Source organism: Marinobacter flavimaris (genome assembly GCF_045057155.1).
Lineage (GTDB): Bacteria > Pseudomonadota > Gammaproteobacteria > Pseudomonadales > Oleiphilaceae > Marinobacter > Marinobacter manganoxydans.
Window position 1 is genome coordinate 3029674 of the sequence record NZ_CP171359.1, and the last position, 18832, is coordinate 3048505.

Here is an 18832-nt window from a genome sequence, read left to right on the forward strand (position 1 = left end):
GGGCCGGTTCAGACACCCGGCCCGCAATCGGTGCAACCCTCCTCTGGCGCCGGTCCGATGCTGAGGTTGCGGTTCAGGTCCTTGAGTGCGGTCCTCAGACCTTCTTCGATAACCGGATGATAAAAGGGCATTTCCAGCATCTCGGTGACGGTCAGCCTTCGCTGGGCAGACCATGCGAGCAGGTGGGCAATATGCTCCGCGGCCGGGCCAAACATCTCTGCGCCCATGAACAGGCCGCTTCCATGCTCTCCATAAACTCTGAGTAGGCCCCGGTTCTTGCCGATAACCCGACTGCGGCCCTGATCCTCGAAGGACACCTCTCCAACGGCAAAACAGCCGCGGCAGCGCTCATCAACCTGGTGAATCGTCAGCCCCACCGTCGCAATCTGCGGATCGGTGAAGACCACGGCCAACGGCGTGCGGCGAAGCCCGGTTCGCACATCCGGGTATGACCCGGCGTTATCGCCCGCGATCCGGCCCTCGTCGGCTGCCTCATGCAACAGCGGCAGACTGTTATTGGCATCGCCTGCGATAAATATGTGGCTCTGGCCACAGCGCAGGGTATGGGGATCAAACAGGGGCCCTCCCTTTTTATCCAGCTCAATACCGGCGTTCTGGATATCCAGCCCGTCGACGTTAGGACGACGCCCGGTAGCCGCCAGCAGGTAATCGAAGGTTTCCGTCGTTGCACCGGCGTTGCCACTCTCAAAGGTAATGGCAACGCCCTCTTCAACACGTTCAACCTTCTTTACATCCGAATCCGGATCCAGAGGAAATTCTTCATTAAACGTTTTCAGCGCGTAATTCCGGATGGTTTCATCCTGGATAGGACCAACCGAACCGCCAACCCCGAACATACGGACACGCACACCCAGCCTGCTCAGGGCCTGGCCCAACTCCAGACCAATCACCCCCGGGCCAAAGACTGCCACCGAATCGGGAAGATCCTGCCATTCGAAGATATCGTCGTTTACAACCAGCCGATCCTTGGCATCTTTCAGGAACCCGGGAACATTGGGTCGGGAGCCAGTGGCGATGATGATACGCCCCGCCTCAACCTCGACATTGCCGTCGACGACCAGACGATTCGGGCTGGCAAACCGGGCGTGGCCTTCCATTCGATGCGCATCCGGAAACTTCTCGACCGAATCAATCACCGAAGCAACAAAGCGGTCCCGTTCGCTTCGCACCCTTTCCATCACCCGCTTTCCGTCGATCCTGATATCCCCGGCAGACACGCCGAAAAGCTCACCAAGCTGCATCTGATGAGCGTTATCAGCGGCCGCGATCAACAACTTGCTCGGCATACACCCGACTCTGGCGCAGGTGGTTCCATAATGGCCGCCTTCGATCAGCACAACCTTGTCGGTTAGTTTGCGCACGCGCTGGTAAGCCACCATACCGGCGGTTCCAGCTCCGATAATGGCAACGTCTACGGTTCGCTTTTCCATACAAGGGTCTCCTGACAGGCATTCCCGGAATCGGGAACAGGGAAGATTGGGACGGCTGTGCCCCCAGTATAGAAGCCGTGACAAGTTTCACCCACACGATGAAAAACGCACCGATTCCGCCTATGCTGTCAGACTTTTCAGGCAACGGACGTCTCAACGGAGGAATTGGGAAGATGCAGAGTTACTGGCCGGAATTTCTGACGGTAGCCTTTGTCCACCTGCTGGCAGTGGCCAGTCCCGGGCCGGACTTTGCCGTGATGCTCAGACAGGCTCTGTGCCAGACCCGACGAAACGCGCTGCTAAGCGCCATTGGTATCGGCGGGGGCATTCTGGTGCATGTCTGTTATTCACTGCTGGGCATTGGCCTGCTGATCCAGCAATCGATCATGCTCTTCAATGTTCTCAAGGTGCTGGGGGCACTTTACCTTGCCTGGATTGCCGTCCAGTGCCTGCAGGCAAGGGCCGGCGGCATTCATGTGGAACAGGATCCGACGGGTGGACAGTCCGGTATTGCAGCCCTGCGATTGGGCTTTCTGACCAACGCGTTGAACCCCAAGGCAACGCTGTTCTTTGTGTCCCTTTTCTCTGTTGTGATCAGCCCAGGCACACCCATTGTGCTCCAGGCCGGCTATGGCATTTACATGGCCCTGGCCACGGCACTCTGGTTCGCCATGGTTGCCATTTTCTTTACCCTGCCCCGTGTCCGCCGCGGGTTTAACCGGTTCGGGCACTGGCTCGACCGGCTGATGGGCGGCGTTCTCCTGTTGCTCGCCGGACAGCTACTGCTGTCTACAGTGAGCGGATCAGAGCCTCCGTCTGCGCCCATCCCAGACACGGATCGGTGATCGAACAGCCGTAGCGCAGATCTTCGCCGTCGTCCTGACGCCCCGGCTCCAGAAAGCTTTCCAGCATCAGACCCCGGATATGGTGGTTGCCGGCGCGGCGCTGCGCCATCACGTCCTGGGCAATATCCAGCTGTCGCTCTGACTCCTTGCAGGCGTTGTCGTGACTGCAGTCCACCATGACGGCTGTGGACAATCCTGCCTCTGCCAGGGCGCCCACAGCCTGCTCAATGCTGGACGCATCGTAATTGGTGATACCGCGGCCACCGCGCAACACCAGATGGGTGTCGGGATTGCCCCGAGTAGTAATCATGACCGGCGCGCCTGTTGCCGAAACCCCAAGATGATGATGGGGATGGGAAGCCGATTTCATGGCATTGGTGGCGACGGCGACACCACCATCGGTGCCATTCTTGAAGCCGGTCGGCATGGGTAGCCCACTGACCATCTCCCGATGCACCTGCGACTCGGTAGTTCGGGCACCAATAGCCGTCCAGCTCACCAGATCGCCCAAGTAATCCATTGCGAACGGGCTCAGGGCTTCGGTGGCCAGCGGCAGCCCCATGGCCGCCAGGTTCAGCAACAAGCGACGGGAACGAAGCAGCCCCTCATTCAGATCGCCTGATCCGGTGCGCTCCGGATCGTACAACAGCCCTTTCCAACCCACCGTGGTCCGCGGCTTTTCCAGGTAGGCCCGCATAACGACAAGGAAGCGGTCACTGACTTCATCCGCCAGCGCTTTCAGCTTTTCCCCGTATTCCAGTGCCGCCACCTCATCGTGGATGGAGCAGGGCCCCATGACGATCAACGTTCTCGTGTCGCTGCCCTGCAGAATCCGCCGGATTGCCTGCCGGTGTTTGTCGACCTGCCGGACAATGTCGTCGCTGGCCGGCATCTGAAGTTTGAGCTCCGCCGGCGTTGGCAGAACCACTTCTTCCCGGTGGGTGGCCGGTGATCCGACTACCTGGTGTGTCAGTTCAGTGTTCAAGGACATATTCATGTCAGTGCTTCCGTTTCCCTGCGTCAGAATCAAAAAAGCCCCGGCTGGTGGGCTACCAGTCGGGGCTTTTCGAGTCCGGTGGCAGCCTGGGTTTTCTGCCGGGCTGCCTTCCTCGTTATTCGTTCGATGAAGATCCTATGGGCGGCCCCGGCTCTGGCTAAAATAAAAGCCATAACCAAACCACCAGAAAAACACAGCAGCGACTGCAGCCGCCGGCTTGGCGCCGAAAGCTTGCAAAACATTCAATTGACAGGTCGCGTGTGTCGTCTTCATGCTTTTCAATATATACCCGCGGTTTTCACCTTGGCAACCCGCATGCCGGAGTTTTTTCGCCACCGACATCAGGGTTGGGAGCAATCAATGGTCTATTTTGTCCGACGATATCCTCTGCAGCTGGCCCTGGCGTTCTTGCTCGGGCTGATCTCCAGCCAGGTTCTGGCCCAGGCCGAGTCCCGCACCTACCAGCTCAACAACAGGCCGGGCGACGATGTGGCGGTGCAGATCCGCGAGCTCTATCAGGGCTCGCCGGTAACCGTGACTGCAAGGGGGCAACAACTGGTGGTGCGCGGCGAACCGCCCTTGCTGGAGGAAATCGGACGGCTTGTCGAAACGCTGGATGTAGCGCCAGTCCAGGTTCGGATCACCGTTCGCTCCAGAACCGACAGCGGCGGCAAGCGCTCAGGTGCCGGCATCTCCGCGTCCAACGGGCAGGCAGGAATATCCGCAGAGCGTCGCGTTACCAGTACCGGCAGCGCTCAGGAACGATCAGTGATCATGCAGGATGGCCAGTCGGCGCACATCACCTCGGGCCAGGTACGGACAATCCCCGTCGCTGTTCGTGGTGGCCGAAATCCTGCTGCCTTTCTACAACAGGTCGAAACGCGAAGTGGCTTTCTGGTCAGCCCCCAGGTTATTTCTGATCAGGCGGTCGAACTGAGCATTGTTTCCTTCGAGGAAGAACCGGCAAACCTGAACGGCTACGAAACGGAGGCTGTAGTCACCATCCGGCGTGTGGAGCCGGGACAGTGGGTAACACTGGGAAGCACCGCAACCCGATCAACCCAGGAGCGCAGTGGCATTACCTATCAGGTGAACAGCAGTCGGTCCGAGAACCGGAGTTTTGAAGTGCGGGTCGACGTTTTGCCCTGATATCAGGCGTGGCGCTTGCCCAGCAGGACCTGCTTGGCTTCGTTCAGTTTGGCCGCCAGGTAGTCGTTCCCGCCGCGATCCGGGTGCAGTTTCTGCATGAGCCGGCGGTGGGCCATCACGATGTCCTCCTCGGCACAACCGGCTTTCACGCCGAGGATATCGCAGGCTTCGCGCTCTGACATCTGGCCGACCAGATCAGCGCCCGGACCAGCGTGATCGTTCCCCTGCGCATGCCCGTCTTCCCGCTGTTTCGACCCCATGAACCGGTTGATTTCAGGGGCAAACTTCAACAAGGCGGGGAGTTTGCGCAACAGCGGAATAACGGCCGCCACCGCCGCTGTAAGCACATGGATCCGGCCCGTTAGCACCATAAACACCAGCAGTGCGCCGCCCACGACCAGGATAACTTTCCAGGTGGCCGCCTTCTTCTTTTCGGCGGACAACGCACCCCATTGTTTCAGAATCACAAACACGGCGGCTGCCAACGCGATTCCCAGAATCCACTGCATTGTTGATCCTCACCCTGAATACCGTCGTAATTCTGTCACTGTCGCCTGTTACATTACCAGTGCCCTGCGCGGAAAACCCCCCGCCAAGAAAACGACCATGATATCTGTCAAATCTGACCAATCCGAAGTCTAGATAGAAATACTTACAACCCGGTGACATTAGCGACCCTGTTTTGTAGGATGCTATGCTTCCCAAAATCTGACACAGATCCTCAGGACCCGAATCATGCGCAATGCTTCCCGCTTTCTGATCGTCATTATATTTCTCGGCGTAGTGCTCGGAGGCATCTTCGGCTACAAATTCTACCAGTTTGGCCAGATGCAAGAGCAGATGTCCCAGCCCCAACCGCCGGCGCAGATTTCCGCCGTTGAGGCTCAGAACGAAGCCTGGACACCGGCCATCAAGGCCGTGGGCAGTGTTGAAGCCATTAACGGCATCCGGGTGGCCAATGAGGTACCCGGTGTGATTGAGGCCATCAATTTCGAATCCGGCGACGTGGTCAAACAGGGCGATGTATTGATCCGCATTGACGCCGCCATTGATGAGGCTGCCCTTCGCACTCGCCGTGCCGAGGCGCAACTGGCCGAGCAGGAATTCAAACGGGTATCCGACCTGTTACCCAAGCGCGCAGTGTCGCAGTCCCAATACGATGAAGCCAAGGCCAATTTCGACGCCGCCCGCGCGCGGGTCAATGAAGCCGAGGCCCAGTTGAGCAAGAAAATTATCCGCGCGCCCTTCGATGGCACGCTCGGTATCCGGATGGTCGACCAGGGCGAATACATTGCCACCGGCACCCCAATTGTCGAGATCAACATGCTGGATCCGATTTATGTCGACTATACCCTGTCCGAGAAAAACCTGCCGAACGTAGCAACAGGCTATCCGGTGGTCGCCACCGTCGCAGCTGTTCCGGAGCAGGATTTCGAGGGTTCCGTCAGCGCAATCAACACCTCGGTTAACCCGGAGACCCGGACTGTCCGGGTTCGCGCCACGCTGTCTAACCCGGACAACCTCTTACGCCCTGGCATGTTTGCCACCGTATTGACGCAGCAACCGGAAGACAACGAGGTAGTCACGGTGCCGCGCACCGCCATCTCCTACAACACTTACGGCGACTTTGTGTTTGTCGTTGAAGAGAATGACGACGGGAATCTGGTGGTTAATCGTCGCACGGTAACCACCGGCGAAACCCGCAACACCCGCGTAGCCGTTCTGTCCGGGCTGGAAGCCGGTGAAACCGTTGTAGAGAAGGGGTTGCTGCGCCTGCGCGCAGGTCAGAAAGTTGCCATTCAGGACGAAGAGCAGAAGCAGGGGGCGTCTGAGTAATGCGCTTCACCGACATTTTTATCCACCGTCCCGTGCTGGCGACGGTGGTCAGCCTGCTGATACTGCTCCTGGGCGCCCGCGCGGCCATGGAAATGGAAATCCGGCAGTACCCTGAGCTTGAAAGCACCACGGTGACCGTGACAACGGCCTACCCCGGTGCCAGCTCCGACCTGATCAAAGGCTTTATTACCACGCCGCTGCAGCAGGCCATTGCCGAGGCGAGTGGCATTGACTATCTCACATCCACAAGCTCGCAGGGCACTTCCACCATTGAAGCCAAAATGGTGCTGAACTATGACGCCAACGCAGCCCTTGCTGAAATCCAGGCGAAGGTGGCGAGCCAGCGCAACGTGCTGCCGGCGGAGGCCCAGGACCCGGTCATCACCTCCACCACCGGTGACTCAACCGCCCTGATGTATATCGCCTTCTACAGTAACGAGCTGGCGGTGCCCGAGATCACCGACTACCTGACCCGCGTTGTCCAGCCCCGACTGCAGGCGCTTTCCGGTGTTGGCAAGGCCGAACTGCTGGGGCGTAAATTTGCCCTTCGGGTTTGGCTGGATCCGGAGCGCCTGGCGGCCGTCGACATGACACCGCAGGAGGTAGTCGCAAAGCTCCGCGCCAACAACTATCAGGCTGCCGTAGGTAACACCAAGGGCACCTACACCGAAATCAGCATGACCAGCGACACCGACGTCGCTGATCCGGATGCGTTCCGCAACCTGGTCGTCAAACAGTCCGAAGGCACCCAGATCCGACTGCAGGACATCGCCCGAGTCGAACTGGGCTCGGAGACCTACGATCAACTGGCTCTTTACAAGGGACAGCCTGCCACTTACGTGGCGATTGAACTGGCCCCCGGAGCCAACCCGCTGACCGTCGCCGGCCTGGTGAAGGGCGAGCTGCCGGACATCGAAAGCCAACTACCTTCGGGCCTGGATGTTCGCCTGGCTTACGACGCCTCAGACTTTATCGAAGATTCCATCAACGAGGTTATCCAGACACTGCTGGAAGCCATGATCATCGTTCTGGTGGTGGTGTTCCTCTGCCTCGGCTCGGTTCGGGCTTCGATTGTTCCGTCGGTTGCGGTGCCGCTGTCACTGATTGGCGGCGCCTTCATCATGTTGATGTTCGGTTTCTCGCTGAACCTGCTTACCCTGCTGTCGATGGTTCTCGCCATCGGTCTCGTTGTGGATGACGCCATTATCATGGTAGAGAACGTTCACCGGCACATTGAGCAGGGAGAATCCCGTTTTGACGCCGCAATCAATGGTGCGCGGGAAATGGCGGTTCCCATCATTGCCATGACCACTACCCTGGTGGCGGTGTACGCCCCGATCGGCTTCATGGGCGGGCTTGTTGGCTCCCTGTTTACGGAGTTCGCCTTCACGCTGGCCGGTACCGTGGTTATTTCCGGCATTGTTGCCCTGACGCTTTCTCCGATGCTGTCGGGCAAGGTTCTCAAACCCCACGGCAACCCGGGTAAATTCGAAAACCTGGTAGAGAAAACGTTCAACGGCCTCGCCGCCACCTACAAGTCGGCCCTGAGCTCACTGATGCAAACCAAGTCGGTCGTGGTTTTCTTCGCCGTCGTGGTGCTGGGCTCAATCTATTTCATGGTCTCCATGAGCCAGAACGAGCTGGCTCCCACCGAGGACCAGGGCATTCTGTTCTATCAGGGGCTTGGCCCACAGACGTCGACACTGGATTACCTGCTGGAGCACGGCGATGAAATCCAGGAGCGTATGTCGACGGTTCCGGGCTACAACGAAGACTTCATGATCATCGGGATCACCGGCCCGAATGCCGTATTCGGTGGTTTCAAGATGGCGCCCTGGAGCGAGCGGGAAATCAGCCAGTTTGAGGCCCAGCCCAAACTTGATGCCGAGCTCAAAAACGTCACCGGGCTGCAAACCGCAGTCTTCCCGCGCCCCTCACTGCCGGGCTCCGGCGGCGGTTTGCCGTTCCAGTTCGTAATCACCACCGGCAACAACTATGAACAGCTGGACCAGGTGGCTGACGAACTGCTCGGCAAAGCCATGGGCAGCGGTAACTTCATGTTCCTGCAGAAGTCCATCAACTTTGATCGTCCGATCACGCGTATCAACGTTGATCGGGACCGGGTGGCGGACCTTGGCCTGTCCATGCAGGACGTCGGCCAGAGCCTGTCGAGCATGCTCGGAGGCGGCTACATCAACCGGTTCAGCATGGAGGGCCGTTCCTACCAGGTCATTCCGCAGGTAGATCAGCAGTTCCGGCTGGACGCCCAGGCCCTCAATGAGTACTACATTCGGGCAGACAACGGCGAACTGGTGCCGCTGGGCAGCGTCGTCAGCTTCACCCAGGACGTTGAGCCATCCAACCGGACCCAGTTCAACCAGCAGAACTCGCTGACCCTTCAGGGTGTGGTTATGCCCGGGGTGGCCGCTGGCACTGCCATGGATTTCATGGAGCAGACCGCCGCCGAAGTGTTCCCGCAGGGTTACACCTACGACTACACCGGCCAGACAAGACAGTTGGCCACCCAGGGCAGCGCATTGATGGTGACCTTCTTCCTGTCGCTGCTGGTCATCTACCTGGTTCTGGCAGCCCAGTTCGAAAGCTGGCGGGACCCGTTCATCATCCTGGTTTCGGTACCCATGTCGGTAGCCGGGGCAATGGCGTTCATCGTGCTCGGATTTGCCACCATGAACATCTATACCCAGGTGGGTCTGATCACGCTGATCGGGGTGGTGTCCAAGAACGGTATCCTGATTGTCGAGTTCGCCAACCAGTTGCAGAAGGAGCGTGGGCTTAACAAAGTGGACGCGGTCATCGAGGCTGCCGCCATTCGTCTGCGGCCAATCATCATGACATCACTGGCGCTGATCTTTGCCATGGTGCCTCTGCTGATTGCCATCGGCCCGGGTGCAGAAAGCCGCTTTGCCATCGGCCTGACCATCAGCGCAGGTCTTGGTATCGGCACCCTGTTCACTATCTTTGTCTTACCGGCGTTCTATATCCTGCTGGGCCGTGATCATCACGGCTCAGCCTCCGAGGAATACGGTAACGGCTCCGGACCTGAGGAAAAGTCAGCTCCGGCCCACTGATAAGAAGCAAGGTATCAGGCCCGGCCACGGCAACGTGCGCCGGGCCTTTTTTTGCGTGAGACAATCACGTCTCTACAAGTTCCTCCGCGGACGCAACGCTGCGTCGCAGCAGGTTACGGCGCCATTGGACGGTTTCGCTGGGCAGCTCCCCAAAATGCTCACGGTACATGGCGGCAAATCGGCCAAGGTGGGAAAACCCCTCATCCGCGGCGTACCAGGAGATGTGTGGCACCTCACACTGACAGTCAACCAACCGTTCCCGAACCCGGGTCAATCGAGCCCTCTGATAGAACCGATAAGGCGTAATACCCGTTTCCCGCTTCATCAGGTAGTAGAGATTCCGCTCGCTGACCCCGGCGTAACTTGCCAGTTCCTTGAGGTCGAACTCCCAGGCAGGATCCTGCATGATTTTTTCGACCACTCGCTGCAAACGGCGGTCAAGGTTGCGTTCCGAACACACAGCTGCCTTCCGGGGTGTCCAGGGCGTCGCCAACGTATCGAAAAAGCGGTTCGTCAACTGCCTGGCCTGTTCATCCCCCCGAACAAATGGCAAACGTTCCAGGTAACAGTCAATTATTGCTTCAAGAACGGTAAGACATTGATCAGATGATTGCGCGATCCAGTCACCCAGAGCACCAACATCTGGCCTCAGGATCATAACCTTTGTTCCAGGTGCCAGACGAAGTTCGAACCTGTCTTGTGGAACAAGTACAAGCAGTCGGTCCAGAGGCCGCCAGAGGCCTCCCCGAATGGCGATTTCCGGCACCCCTTCCCGGGGTAACAACAGGACAGATTCGGTTGAACGAAAACCCGACACGTCTATCCCTTTGCTGGCTTTGAGCGAAATAACCCGACCGCGCGCACTATCAAGAGCAGAGAGAGAACCAATACTGCCGCCGCCCGAATGCGGGCGGCATTTTATATCGTCGCAGCCAGACAGCACGCGGAGAGCGGTGATCCACTCCTCAAATGAGGCGTTATTCAGCCTCAAATACGCGTCCAGATCCGGTTTTGGAGATGTCTTTCTCATTTGAGCCCTGAAACAAAATATTGGGCTACTTCTATAGGAGGCAACACTTTCCCACTAGCCATATCTTGCAAAACCCTGTGAATTTTAGGGTTATTTGCTCTTCTCTTGACTGTGGTCAATCAGATTGGCGCTCCATACTCTCCAGGGAGCCGGCCGCGCCATCAAATATCCCTGTCCTCTCTGGCATTTCAATTCTCTCAGTTTTGCGTGCTGCTCCGCGTTCTCGATTCCCTCAGCGACCACCTCCAGTTCAAGGGCATCTGCAATTGCCAAAATCGCGGAGACGATGCGTGAATCTCGCGATTCCCCACCCAGTCTTTGAGTAAACTGACGATCAATTTTCAGCACCTGAACTGGCAACGTGTGAAGGTAGGCAAGCGAAGAGTAACCTGTGCCAAAATCATCAATGGCGACGACAACCCCCTGCTCACAGAATTCCGCCAGCCTGTCGAGACATTGACGTGAAAGATTCATTAAATGGGTTTCGGTAATCTCGATTTCAGGGCGCCACCCCACTGCTCGAATTCTCTCGAACAGTGGATTCAAGAGGGCTTCAAGACGGGAGTCCGTGATCTGCCGGGCCGAAATATTGAGAGCAAGCCGCAGACCACGGAGAAATGAGGCGGGGAATTCGGAGAGATCCGACTCAATGCAACGGACCAAATGCTCTGTGAGCTCGTGGATATGGCCTCGTTGTTCGGCGATCGGCACAAAATCAGCGGGTGACACGGCACCGAATTCGGGGTGGGTCCAGCGTAGAAGTGCCTCCAGCCCGGCCATCTTGCCGGTATCGAGGTGGTACTGTGGCTGGTAAACAACCGTGAACTCCTCCGGTGCCGTTTTCAGTGAAACAATTAACGCCTCGGATAGCAGCTCGGCCTGCCGACCCTGTTCGGTGTCGACCGCATCGTAAATCCGGAAACAGGCCCGCCCCGCAAGCTTTGCTGCGTACATGGCCCGATCCGCGTTCTGCAGAAGCTCGGATGCCTGACTGCCATGGTCCGGATAGACGGCGGCGCCAACAGATGACGACAAAAAATACTCGCGATGATCGACAATCACTGGCGCCCTGAAGCTCTGAACCATCCGCTGACACACGCTCTCAAGGTCATCATCATTCCGCAGCTCGATGATAGCGGCGAATTCGTCACCCGACAGGCGGGCCACGACATCCCCGCGGCGAAGCACACTCTGGATACATAGAGCTGCCTGCTGCAAAACCCGGTCACCACAATCATGTCCATGCAAATCGTTTACGGACTTGAAGAAATCCAGGTCGATATAGAGCACCGCAAACGCCTGACCGTCCTTTACCCTCTGTGAGACACGCGCCTTGAGGAACTCCTGAAACAGCGCGCGATTGGGCAGCTCGGTCAACGGGTCGTAATAGGCCAGCGAGGCGAGGCGCTCATCGTCAGCCGTCATATCACCGACATCCATGAAAACGCCGGCGTAAAACCGATGGTTTTCATGCTCAACCGGATAGATCATCAACCACTGTGGATAGGTCTCGCCGTTCTTGCGCCGATTCCAGACCAGTCCCTCCCAGCGCCCCTTATGACCAATGGCCCTCCACATGGATTGATAGAACTCGCGGGAGTGAAATCCCGAGCTGAGCACAGAAGGGGGTTGGCCAAGCACCTCGTCCGACCGGTAGCCGGTGACTGAACGGAATTTCTCGTTCACGTAAAGAATTCTTGGCTCCCTGGTTGCCAGCATGATGGCTTTTGGGTGGTTGTCGACGAGAGCCCTGAAATCTTGTTGTTGTAATGCCTGCATGCACTGCTCACTCCTTTTTAGCAGCCCCTGAATCATGTCCGATCAGTTCCACCCACCAGCATAAGCAGTATCTGTCGCCAACCTAGCCACATATTGCAAAAGACGAGAAACCACCAGGGGAAACAGCAAATAGATGAACATATTTTCATTTATTGCAATAACCGGATATTCAGGACAAAAGAACGGGTTGATAGTAGGCCAACAACGAGAAAAACACTGACCCGTGCAAGGAAACGCCATGCGAGTCAACGAACCGGTCACTCAGAAAGAAAAGGTTTACCCGGACCACTACCACCTGATCACCACCACCGACCTTCGCGGCAAGATCACCGCCGCAAACGAAGAGTTTGCCGAAGTCGCTGGCTATACAATTGACGAACTGGTCGGCCAGCCCCACAACCTGATACGGCATCCGGACATGCCGCCGGGGGCATTCGAAAATCTCTGGCAAACCATTAAATCCGGCGAATCCTGGCGGGGTATGGTGAAGAACCGCTGCAAGAACGGCGATCATTACTGGGTGGACGCTTTTGTTACGCCAATTCGCAAAGACGGCGAGATTGTTGAGTTCCAGTCTGTTCGCACACGCCCCCGACCAGATCAGGTTGCCAGGGCGGAGAAACTCTATTCGGTCTGGAAACAAGGCAAAGTCCCCCGCAGATACCTTGCAGTCAGTCCGCCCCTGGCATTGAAACTGGGCTGCCTGTATGGACTGCTGGCGGTTGCCCTGCTCTGGTTCGGCCTTTCAGAGCTCGCCCTGTCCCATCTAGTGACATTGCAAGGGCTGCTGCTGGCAGTATTCGCGGTACTGGTCTGGCTTACCCTTCCTGTGATGCGCAGCGCCAGATCGGCCTGTACCGAGACCCACCCGGCCATGCCCTGGATCTATACCGGGCGCAGGGATGAAGGTGCCTGGATCGAATTTGATCGCCAGAAACGGGATGCCGTTCTTCGGGCCGTTTCCGCCCGCATGCACGCCAATGTGGGCAAGCTCCACGGCCGGAAACAGCGGACCGTCGAGTGGGTCGCAAACTCTGTGGCCAGCATCCGCAGCCAGCAGGGCGATATCCAGGACATAACCCGTGCTTTTGAGGAGCTGGCGGAAAGCGTGCGGCGGGTCAGCGAACTGACCGCACGGACCCACGACGCAACGGACGACGCGCGCCAGTCAGCCAACCAGTGTCGCGGGCAGATGACATCCATGAATCAGTCGCTGTCCGAGCTTGGCGGGCAGCTCTCTGTGGCCAATGACCGCATGCAGGCGCTGTCCGAAAAAAGCGATGCCATTGGCATGGTTCTGGATGTGATCTCCGACATCGCCGAGCAGACCAATTTGCTGGCTCTCAATGCCGCCATCGAAGCGGCGCGAGCCGGCGAATCAGGTCGCGGCTTCGCCGTGGTTGCCGATGAGGTTCGGGGACTGGCCCAGCGAACCCACGAATCCACCCGCAAGATCGATGAGATGATTGCTGCCCTGCAAAGCGAAACCCGTGAGGTGGTCGAGGTGATCAACAACGGCACCCACTGCTGTCAGCAAACGGCAGGCATCGCCAATGAGGCCAGCGAGACGCTGGAAGCGACCCTCAGAGATGTGGATCTCATTACTTCCTGCACCCATGAGGTAGCCGGCGCTACCGAACAACAGGCGGCCTTGAGCGTTCAGGTGGAACGTCAGGCAGCACGACTCCTGGAACTCGGTAACCGCTCTGTCGAGAGCAGCGAAAACGCCCGGGAAGAGTCGGAACACCTCGGCAATAACGTGGATCAGGCCCAGTTGCTGACCAGCCATTTCCTGCAGATGCTGTGTGACCGACTGTTGCCGGCGCCGGAATCCGGGAAGCGTCAGCGATTCCCCGAGCCGACGCAATAGGGTAGGCTGGCGATCATCCCTTTGAGCAACCGTGGAAGATCGCTGAGACCGTGACTCTTGGAACCCTGTTCTGGCTATTCGTGGCCGGATTCGCTGTCTGGTACTGGTGGCGCGCCAAAGCCATCAAGGATTTCGTGCTCCAGGCAGCGCGTCGCTATTGCAAAAGCATGGACGTGATGCTGCTGGATGATGCGGTATTCCTCCGTGGTCTATGGTTCAAACGCGACGATCAGGGGCGGATCCGAGTCTGGCGCCGCTTCCTGTTCGATTTCACATCCACCGGTGAGGAGCGCTACACCGGCCGTATCATCATGCTGGGCCAGCGCATCCAGCATATGGAGCTGGAACCCCACCGGTTTTCCTGAATACGCAGCCTTCCTGTCCTCACCCATTTGGGCGATTCCTGATCGCTCCTGACATACCAATAATCGACAACGCATCGACGACCGTCGGCTGCCTGATGCAGCCGTCAACAAAAACAACAGGAGTCACACATGCGTATTCGATTTACCACAGCAGTTGTGCTGGGGCTGGCCTTGCTGTCCGCCTCATTTTCAAGCCACGCCGGCTACACCCAGACCCGCCACCCGATTGTCCTGGTTCACGGCGTCACCGGGTTCAACACCATCGGCGGCCTGGTGAACTACTTCCATACCATTCCCTGGAATCTTGAGCGCAGTGGCGCACAGGTCTATTCCGCCAGCGTGTCCTTCGTCAACAGCAGTGAGCAGCGGGGCCAGCAACTGGCGAACTACGTCAACAGCCTCGGCCATTCCAAAGTCAACCTGATGGCCCACAGCCAGGGCGCGCCTACCTCCCGGGTGACTGCAGCCCTGATTCCTCACCGTATTGCCTCAATCACCTCCATCGACGGCGTTAACAAGGGCTCCAAAGTGGCCGATGTGGTCCGGGGAATCCTTCCGCCGGGTAGCTATGTCGAAGGCGGCGCCAACGCCATCGCCAACGCCCTGGGCGATCTGATCAATGCCTTGTCCGGAGCAGACAACCCTCAGAACGGGCTGGCGGCGCTGGAGACCCTCACCACACCTGGTACAACCAGCCTGAACGATGCCCTTGGCTGGAAAGGCGTGAACCGGAATAGCTGCGCCGGAACCAGCGAGGATGTCTGGATAGACGGCAATCGCATCAAGTTCTTTTCCTGGACCGGCCGGGGCGTGTGGACCAATGCGTTCGACATTACCGACCCGTTCCTGGGTATCACTTCACTGGCCTTTGGCAGCGAGCCCAATGACGGGCTGGTAGGCGTCTGCTCAACCATGATGGGCCGGGTGATCGGCACCCACTACGACATGAACCACGTGGACGCCATCAACCACCTTCTCGGAGCCCGTTCTCTGTGGACCAACCCTGTCACCCTTTACCGCACCCAGGCCAACCGGCTTAAAAACCGCGGTCTGTGAGGTGACCATGAAGCGGACATCCATCGAAGCGCGTCGGTGGCTGTTCCCGGGTGCACTGGCGGCCGTCCTGGTCGCCGGTGCTCTCTGGTATGGCCTTGCCGGAACAGCCCAGACAAACGCCGAAATTTCGGCTTCAATGCCACCATCATCCGCGGCCCCGGCGAAGTCGCCAACGCCAGCATCCGAGCACAGCGCCAAAGCGGTCCCGGAAGAGCCTTCTTCTGGACAGGAGCAATCCCGAACTCCTGATTCCCTCGGGCCGACCCCGTTTGCGGCGTCGCTATCAGGGACACAAATTGACGGCGCCCTGACAGCCGATGACAACGGCGAGCTGGTTATCAATCTCCGGGTGCGTGACTTTTTCGATTACTTCCTCAGCACGGTCGGCGAGGTGACTCCGGAAACAGCCATTCAACAGATCGAAACCATGGCCAGGAACCACTTGCCTGAGCCCGCTTCCACCCAGGCGCTGGCGCTCCTCGATGAGTATCTCGCCTATAAGCAGGCGTCACTGCAAGTCCTGCAAACCCGACTCGACCCAGCCCGAACGGAGGATCCGGGCTATCAGCTGACGGCGCTGGGCGATGCCCTGGCACAGCTGAAAGAACTGCGCGCCAGCACCTTCAGCCCTGATGCCCACCGGGCTTTCTTCGGGCTTGAGGAGGCTTACAGCGAATACACACTGGCGACACTGGCCATTCAGCAGCGCACAGACCTGAGCGAACAGGGCAAACAGGCACTCGTACAGTGGCACCGCAATCAGTTGCCCGAGGAATTGAGGACAACCGAAAAACACCTTCACGCGAGCAGCCGACAACAACAGGCCCGGACAGCAGCCATTGAATCTGCCTCGTCTCCGGAAGCCGCCGGCAGGCAACTGGAAGAGCTTGGCGTGGGTCCGGACGGTGTCGAGAGCGTCGTAAAGTATCTCAAGCAGCGTAAGCGCTTCGACCAGCGCTCCGATGCGTTCCGGGACGCGATGGAACGGGAGGAATCCTCGGGTCTGACCGAGGCCGACATCCAGGAACAGCAAGAAGCTCTGCTGGAACAGCATTTCCCGGATGAGCAGGACAGAACCTGGGCACGGCTGAAGATGCTCGGTAACGGCTGACCGGAATGTGCTCGGGTTCGCGAAGCCAGTCGGCCGGGGCGGATACAATCCAGAAACCTGCCCGACACTGGAAATGGCCATGACAACCGAGCAGATCAGACAACAACAGGCCGCCGGATTTCGGAACCTGCGCTTTGCGCCCGATCTGGAGGAAGCTTACCGGCGAACCCGGTCCGGACTGATCCGACAGCGAGCCCGGCCCGTTTCAGTGGCCGGCCTGTTCCTTTTTTTGATCTACGCGGTTATGGATGCACTGACCCTGCCGCCAGAACTGGCTCAGGTCACGGTCTCCATCCGGCTCGCCGTCACCTGCCCGGTGATTGCATCAGTTGTCTGGCTCGCCTACCGCGCGTCTCCCTCGGACAGGCTCTTCGAGCGCATCTATACCCTGGCCTACCTCGTAGGTGGCCTGAGCGTGGTCGCAATCATTGCCGCCGCGCGACAGGTTGCCTTTCCGCTGCCCTACGAGGGCATGATCCTGATGCTCATGTTCGGATACTTTGCCATGGGGCTGCCGTTCTTAAGCGCGTCCATGGTCTCGCTTGTTCTGATCGTCGGCTACCTTCTGACCGAACTCTGGAGCGGTATGTCCGGCTCCGACATAGCGACCAACCTGTTTTTCCTGACCACGGCCAACCTTATCGGCATGGTTGGCGCGTGGACCAGTGAATACCGCCACCGAGCGCACTTTCTGGACCGCAAGCTGCTGGATCACATGCATCAGGCGGCCCGCGACGAGAGCCGGCGAAAAACGGAACTGATCACCGCAGCCAGCCACGACCTGCGCCAGCCTCTGAACGTGATCGACATAACGCTGGAAAGCCTGTCGCCAAGCAAAGACGGCCCCGCAGCGCACCCGGCCACCCAACAGTTGCGGGACATGATTCGTCATCTCCGGCGCCTGCTGGGCACCGTATTCGACAGCGCACGGCTCAACGAGGGCATGGTGCAAGCCGTTGTCCGACCAACCACACTGGCACCGGTATTCCGGGATCTCAACGATTTGCTGGCGGACTCGCTTGGCAATAACAAGATAGAGGTTCGGATTGACCACCCGGGTAGTGATCTTCAGGTTATGGCGGATCCATCACTGTTGTCGCGGATCCTCCAGAACCTGATATTCAATGCGGTGCAACACAGCAGCGGCACGGCCGTTACCCTGTCAGCAAAAGCCATGGGCTCACATGTGTTGCTGGAGGTCGCGGATGACGGCATCGGCCTGCCACCCGGGCTGGTGGATAACCTGTTCTCACCCTACGTGAGGGGCGCAGGCCCCAGTGAGTATCCGGGTCTGGGACTTGGCCTGACCATTGTTCAGGAATTTGTTGCGCTGATGCGGGGAGAGTGCGGCGCCGAGTCGAGGTCTGGCGGGGGGTCTGTGTTCTGGGTCCGGCTTCCCGCGGCCGTCACAACCACCCACGAGCCCGCGCCAGATTCACGCATTCTGTCCGGTTGTGAACACCAAGCTGGGTAAAAATCGCCTTGAGATGGGTTTTCACCGTGTGCTCCGTCAAATTCAGGCTCTGGCAAATCCGTTTATTGGGAAAGCCCTGGGCCAACAACAGGAGCACGTCCATTTGCCTCGGGGTCAACGACAGCCCCGGTGCCACAGGATCGTTACCGCCAGGGAAATACCTCTCACCGCGGCTTACAGAGCGGACCATGCTCACCAGCGCCGACCGCCCGGCAGATTTCGCCAGAAAGCCACTGGCACCGGCTGCCTGCGCAGCTCTTACCGTAGCTTCGTCTTCACTGCTGGAAATGATCACCACCGGAGGTGGCTCCCTGTGGCTTGCCAGCCTGGGTAACAACGCCAATCCTGTTTCGCCCTGCAAAGCGATATCGAGCAGGATCAGCTGAAAATCGTCCTGACGGACCAACAAATCCGAGGCGCCCTCAACGGTGCTGGCGATCACAACGGATTCGGCCAAGCCTTCCTGACGGATCAGGCCCGCCAACCCCTGGGAAAAAAGGGCATGGTCATCGACCAGCAACACCTTCTTCATGGGAACTGGTCGTGCGCCCGCAGCAGGGGCCTGCCCGGCTTTCGATGTTATGGCATCCATGGATGTGCCTCTGCCCGCTGTGTTTATTTTTGTTACGGCGGATGCGTCACTATAGGCCAGCCGAACGCTGCGCTCCGCGCACTGCTTAACATTTTTTTACAGGGACCTGCGGCCTTGCGTCCCAATGTGTAGGCAGTGAAACACAAATGTCATATTTCTGAAGCATCCTTCCAGCTTCTCAACCAACT

At 58.4% G+C, this 18832-nt stretch carries 15 protein-coding genes; 9 read left to right on the forward strand and 6 right to left on the reverse strand.

Going from position 1 to position 18832, the window contains the following annotated elements:
- Positions 1-8: 8 nt before the first annotated feature.
- The gene (locus tag ACGK9W_RS14325; protein WP_008173330.1) at positions 9-1451 is read right to left on the reverse strand and encodes a dihydrolipoyl dehydrogenase; all 1443 of its coding nucleotides are present in this window, start codon (positions 1449-1451) and stop codon (positions 9-11) included.
- Positions 1452-1624: 173 nt separating this feature from the next.
- Between ACGK9W_RS14325 and ACGK9W_RS14330 the strand changes: the two genes are divergently transcribed.
- Complete coding sequence (locus ACGK9W_RS14330; protein ID WP_405417245.1) at positions 1625-2296, forward strand: LysE family translocator; 672 nt, start codon at positions 1625-1627, stop codon at positions 2294-2296.
- On the opposite strand, the gene ACGK9W_RS14335 is transcribed toward ACGK9W_RS14330, so the two are convergent.
- Complete coding sequence (locus ACGK9W_RS14335; RefSeq protein ID WP_405417247.1) at positions 2241-3293, reverse strand: 3-deoxy-7-phosphoheptulonate synthase; 1053 nt, start codon at positions 3291-3293, stop codon at positions 2241-2243. The genes ACGK9W_RS14330 and ACGK9W_RS14335 overlap by 56 nt on opposite strands.
- A 360-nt stretch (positions 3294-3653) precedes the next feature.
- On the opposite strand from ACGK9W_RS14335, the gene ACGK9W_RS14340 reads away from it, so the two are divergent.
- Positions 3654-4442 carry a secretin N-terminal domain-containing protein gene (locus ACGK9W_RS14340; RefSeq protein WP_008173336.1) on the forward strand — a complete coding sequence of 263 codons (789 nt, stop codon included), beginning with the start codon at positions 3654-3656 and terminating at the stop codon, positions 4440-4442.
- 2 nt (positions 4443-4444) lie between these two features.
- On the opposite strand, the gene ACGK9W_RS14345 is transcribed toward ACGK9W_RS14340, so the two are convergent.
- On the reverse strand, positions 4445-4951 hold the full coding sequence (locus ACGK9W_RS14345; RefSeq protein WP_008173338.1) for a hypothetical protein: 507 nt from the start codon (positions 4949-4951) through the stop codon (positions 4445-4447).
- Between the two features lie 226 nt (positions 4952-5177).
- On the opposite strand from ACGK9W_RS14345, the gene ACGK9W_RS14350 reads away from it, so the two are divergent.
- Positions 5178-6278, forward strand: a complete 1101-nt coding sequence (locus ACGK9W_RS14350) for an efflux RND transporter periplasmic adaptor subunit (RefSeq protein ID WP_288366924.1) — start codon at positions 5178-5180, stop codon at positions 6276-6278.
- Positions 6278-9367: an efflux RND transporter permease subunit gene (locus ACGK9W_RS14355; RefSeq protein WP_014578464.1), complete on the forward strand. Its 3090-nt coding sequence runs from the start codon at positions 6278-6280 to the stop codon at positions 9365-9367. The genes ACGK9W_RS14350 and ACGK9W_RS14355 overlap by 1 nt, the downstream gene beginning before the upstream one ends.
- Before the next feature lie 64 nt (positions 9368-9431).
- Here ACGK9W_RS14355 and ACGK9W_RS14360 read toward each other — a convergent pair whose 3' ends face one another.
- A complete protein-coding gene (locus ACGK9W_RS14360; RefSeq protein WP_227497821.1) occupies positions 9432-10025 on the reverse strand; it encodes a helix-turn-helix domain-containing protein in 594 nt (197 codons plus the stop codon).
- 462 nt (positions 10026-10487) lie between these two features.
- A complete protein-coding gene (locus tag ACGK9W_RS14365; RefSeq protein ID WP_008173342.1) occupies positions 10488-12176 on the reverse strand; it encodes a bifunctional diguanylate cyclase/phosphodiesterase in 1689 nt (562 codons plus the stop codon).
- 238 nt (positions 12177-12414) lie between these two features.
- Here ACGK9W_RS14365 and ACGK9W_RS14370 point away from each other — a divergent pair, with 238 nt between their 5' ends.
- From ACGK9W_RS14370 to ACGK9W_RS14390, 5 genes are all read left to right on the forward strand, one after another.
- Complete coding sequence (locus tag ACGK9W_RS14370; protein ID WP_273069947.1) at positions 12415-14046, forward strand: PAS domain-containing methyl-accepting chemotaxis protein; 1632 nt, start codon at positions 12415-12417, stop codon at positions 14044-14046.
- Between the two features lie 50 nt (positions 14047-14096).
- The gene (locus ACGK9W_RS14375; protein ID WP_008173344.1) at positions 14097-14411 is read left to right on the forward strand and encodes a DUF3301 domain-containing protein; all 315 of its coding nucleotides are present in this window, start codon (positions 14097-14099) and stop codon (positions 14409-14411) included.
- A 129-nt stretch (positions 14412-14540) separates the two neighbouring features.
- Positions 14541-15467: a triacylglycerol lipase gene (locus ACGK9W_RS14380; protein WP_008173346.1), complete on the forward strand. Its 927-nt coding sequence runs from the start codon at positions 14541-14543 to the stop codon at positions 15465-15467.
- Between the two features lie 7 nt (positions 15468-15474).
- Positions 15475-16578, forward strand: a complete 1104-nt coding sequence (locus ACGK9W_RS14385) for a lipase secretion chaperone (RefSeq protein WP_008173349.1) — start codon at positions 15475-15477, stop codon at positions 16576-16578.
- A gap of 79 nt (positions 16579-16657) precedes the next feature.
- Positions 16658-18052 carry a sensor histidine kinase KdpD gene (locus ACGK9W_RS14390; protein ID WP_008173352.1) on the forward strand — a complete coding sequence of 465 codons (1395 nt, stop codon included), beginning with the start codon at positions 16658-16660 and terminating at the stop codon, positions 18050-18052.
- Here ACGK9W_RS14390 and ACGK9W_RS14395 read toward each other — a convergent pair.
- The gene (locus tag ACGK9W_RS14395) at positions 17985-18644 is read right to left on the reverse strand and encodes a response regulator (protein WP_008173353.1); all 660 of its coding nucleotides are present in this window, start codon (positions 18642-18644) and stop codon (positions 17985-17987) included. The two genes, ACGK9W_RS14390 and ACGK9W_RS14395, sit on opposite strands and share 68 nt — an antisense overlap.
- Positions 18645-18832: the final 188 nt, after the last annotated feature.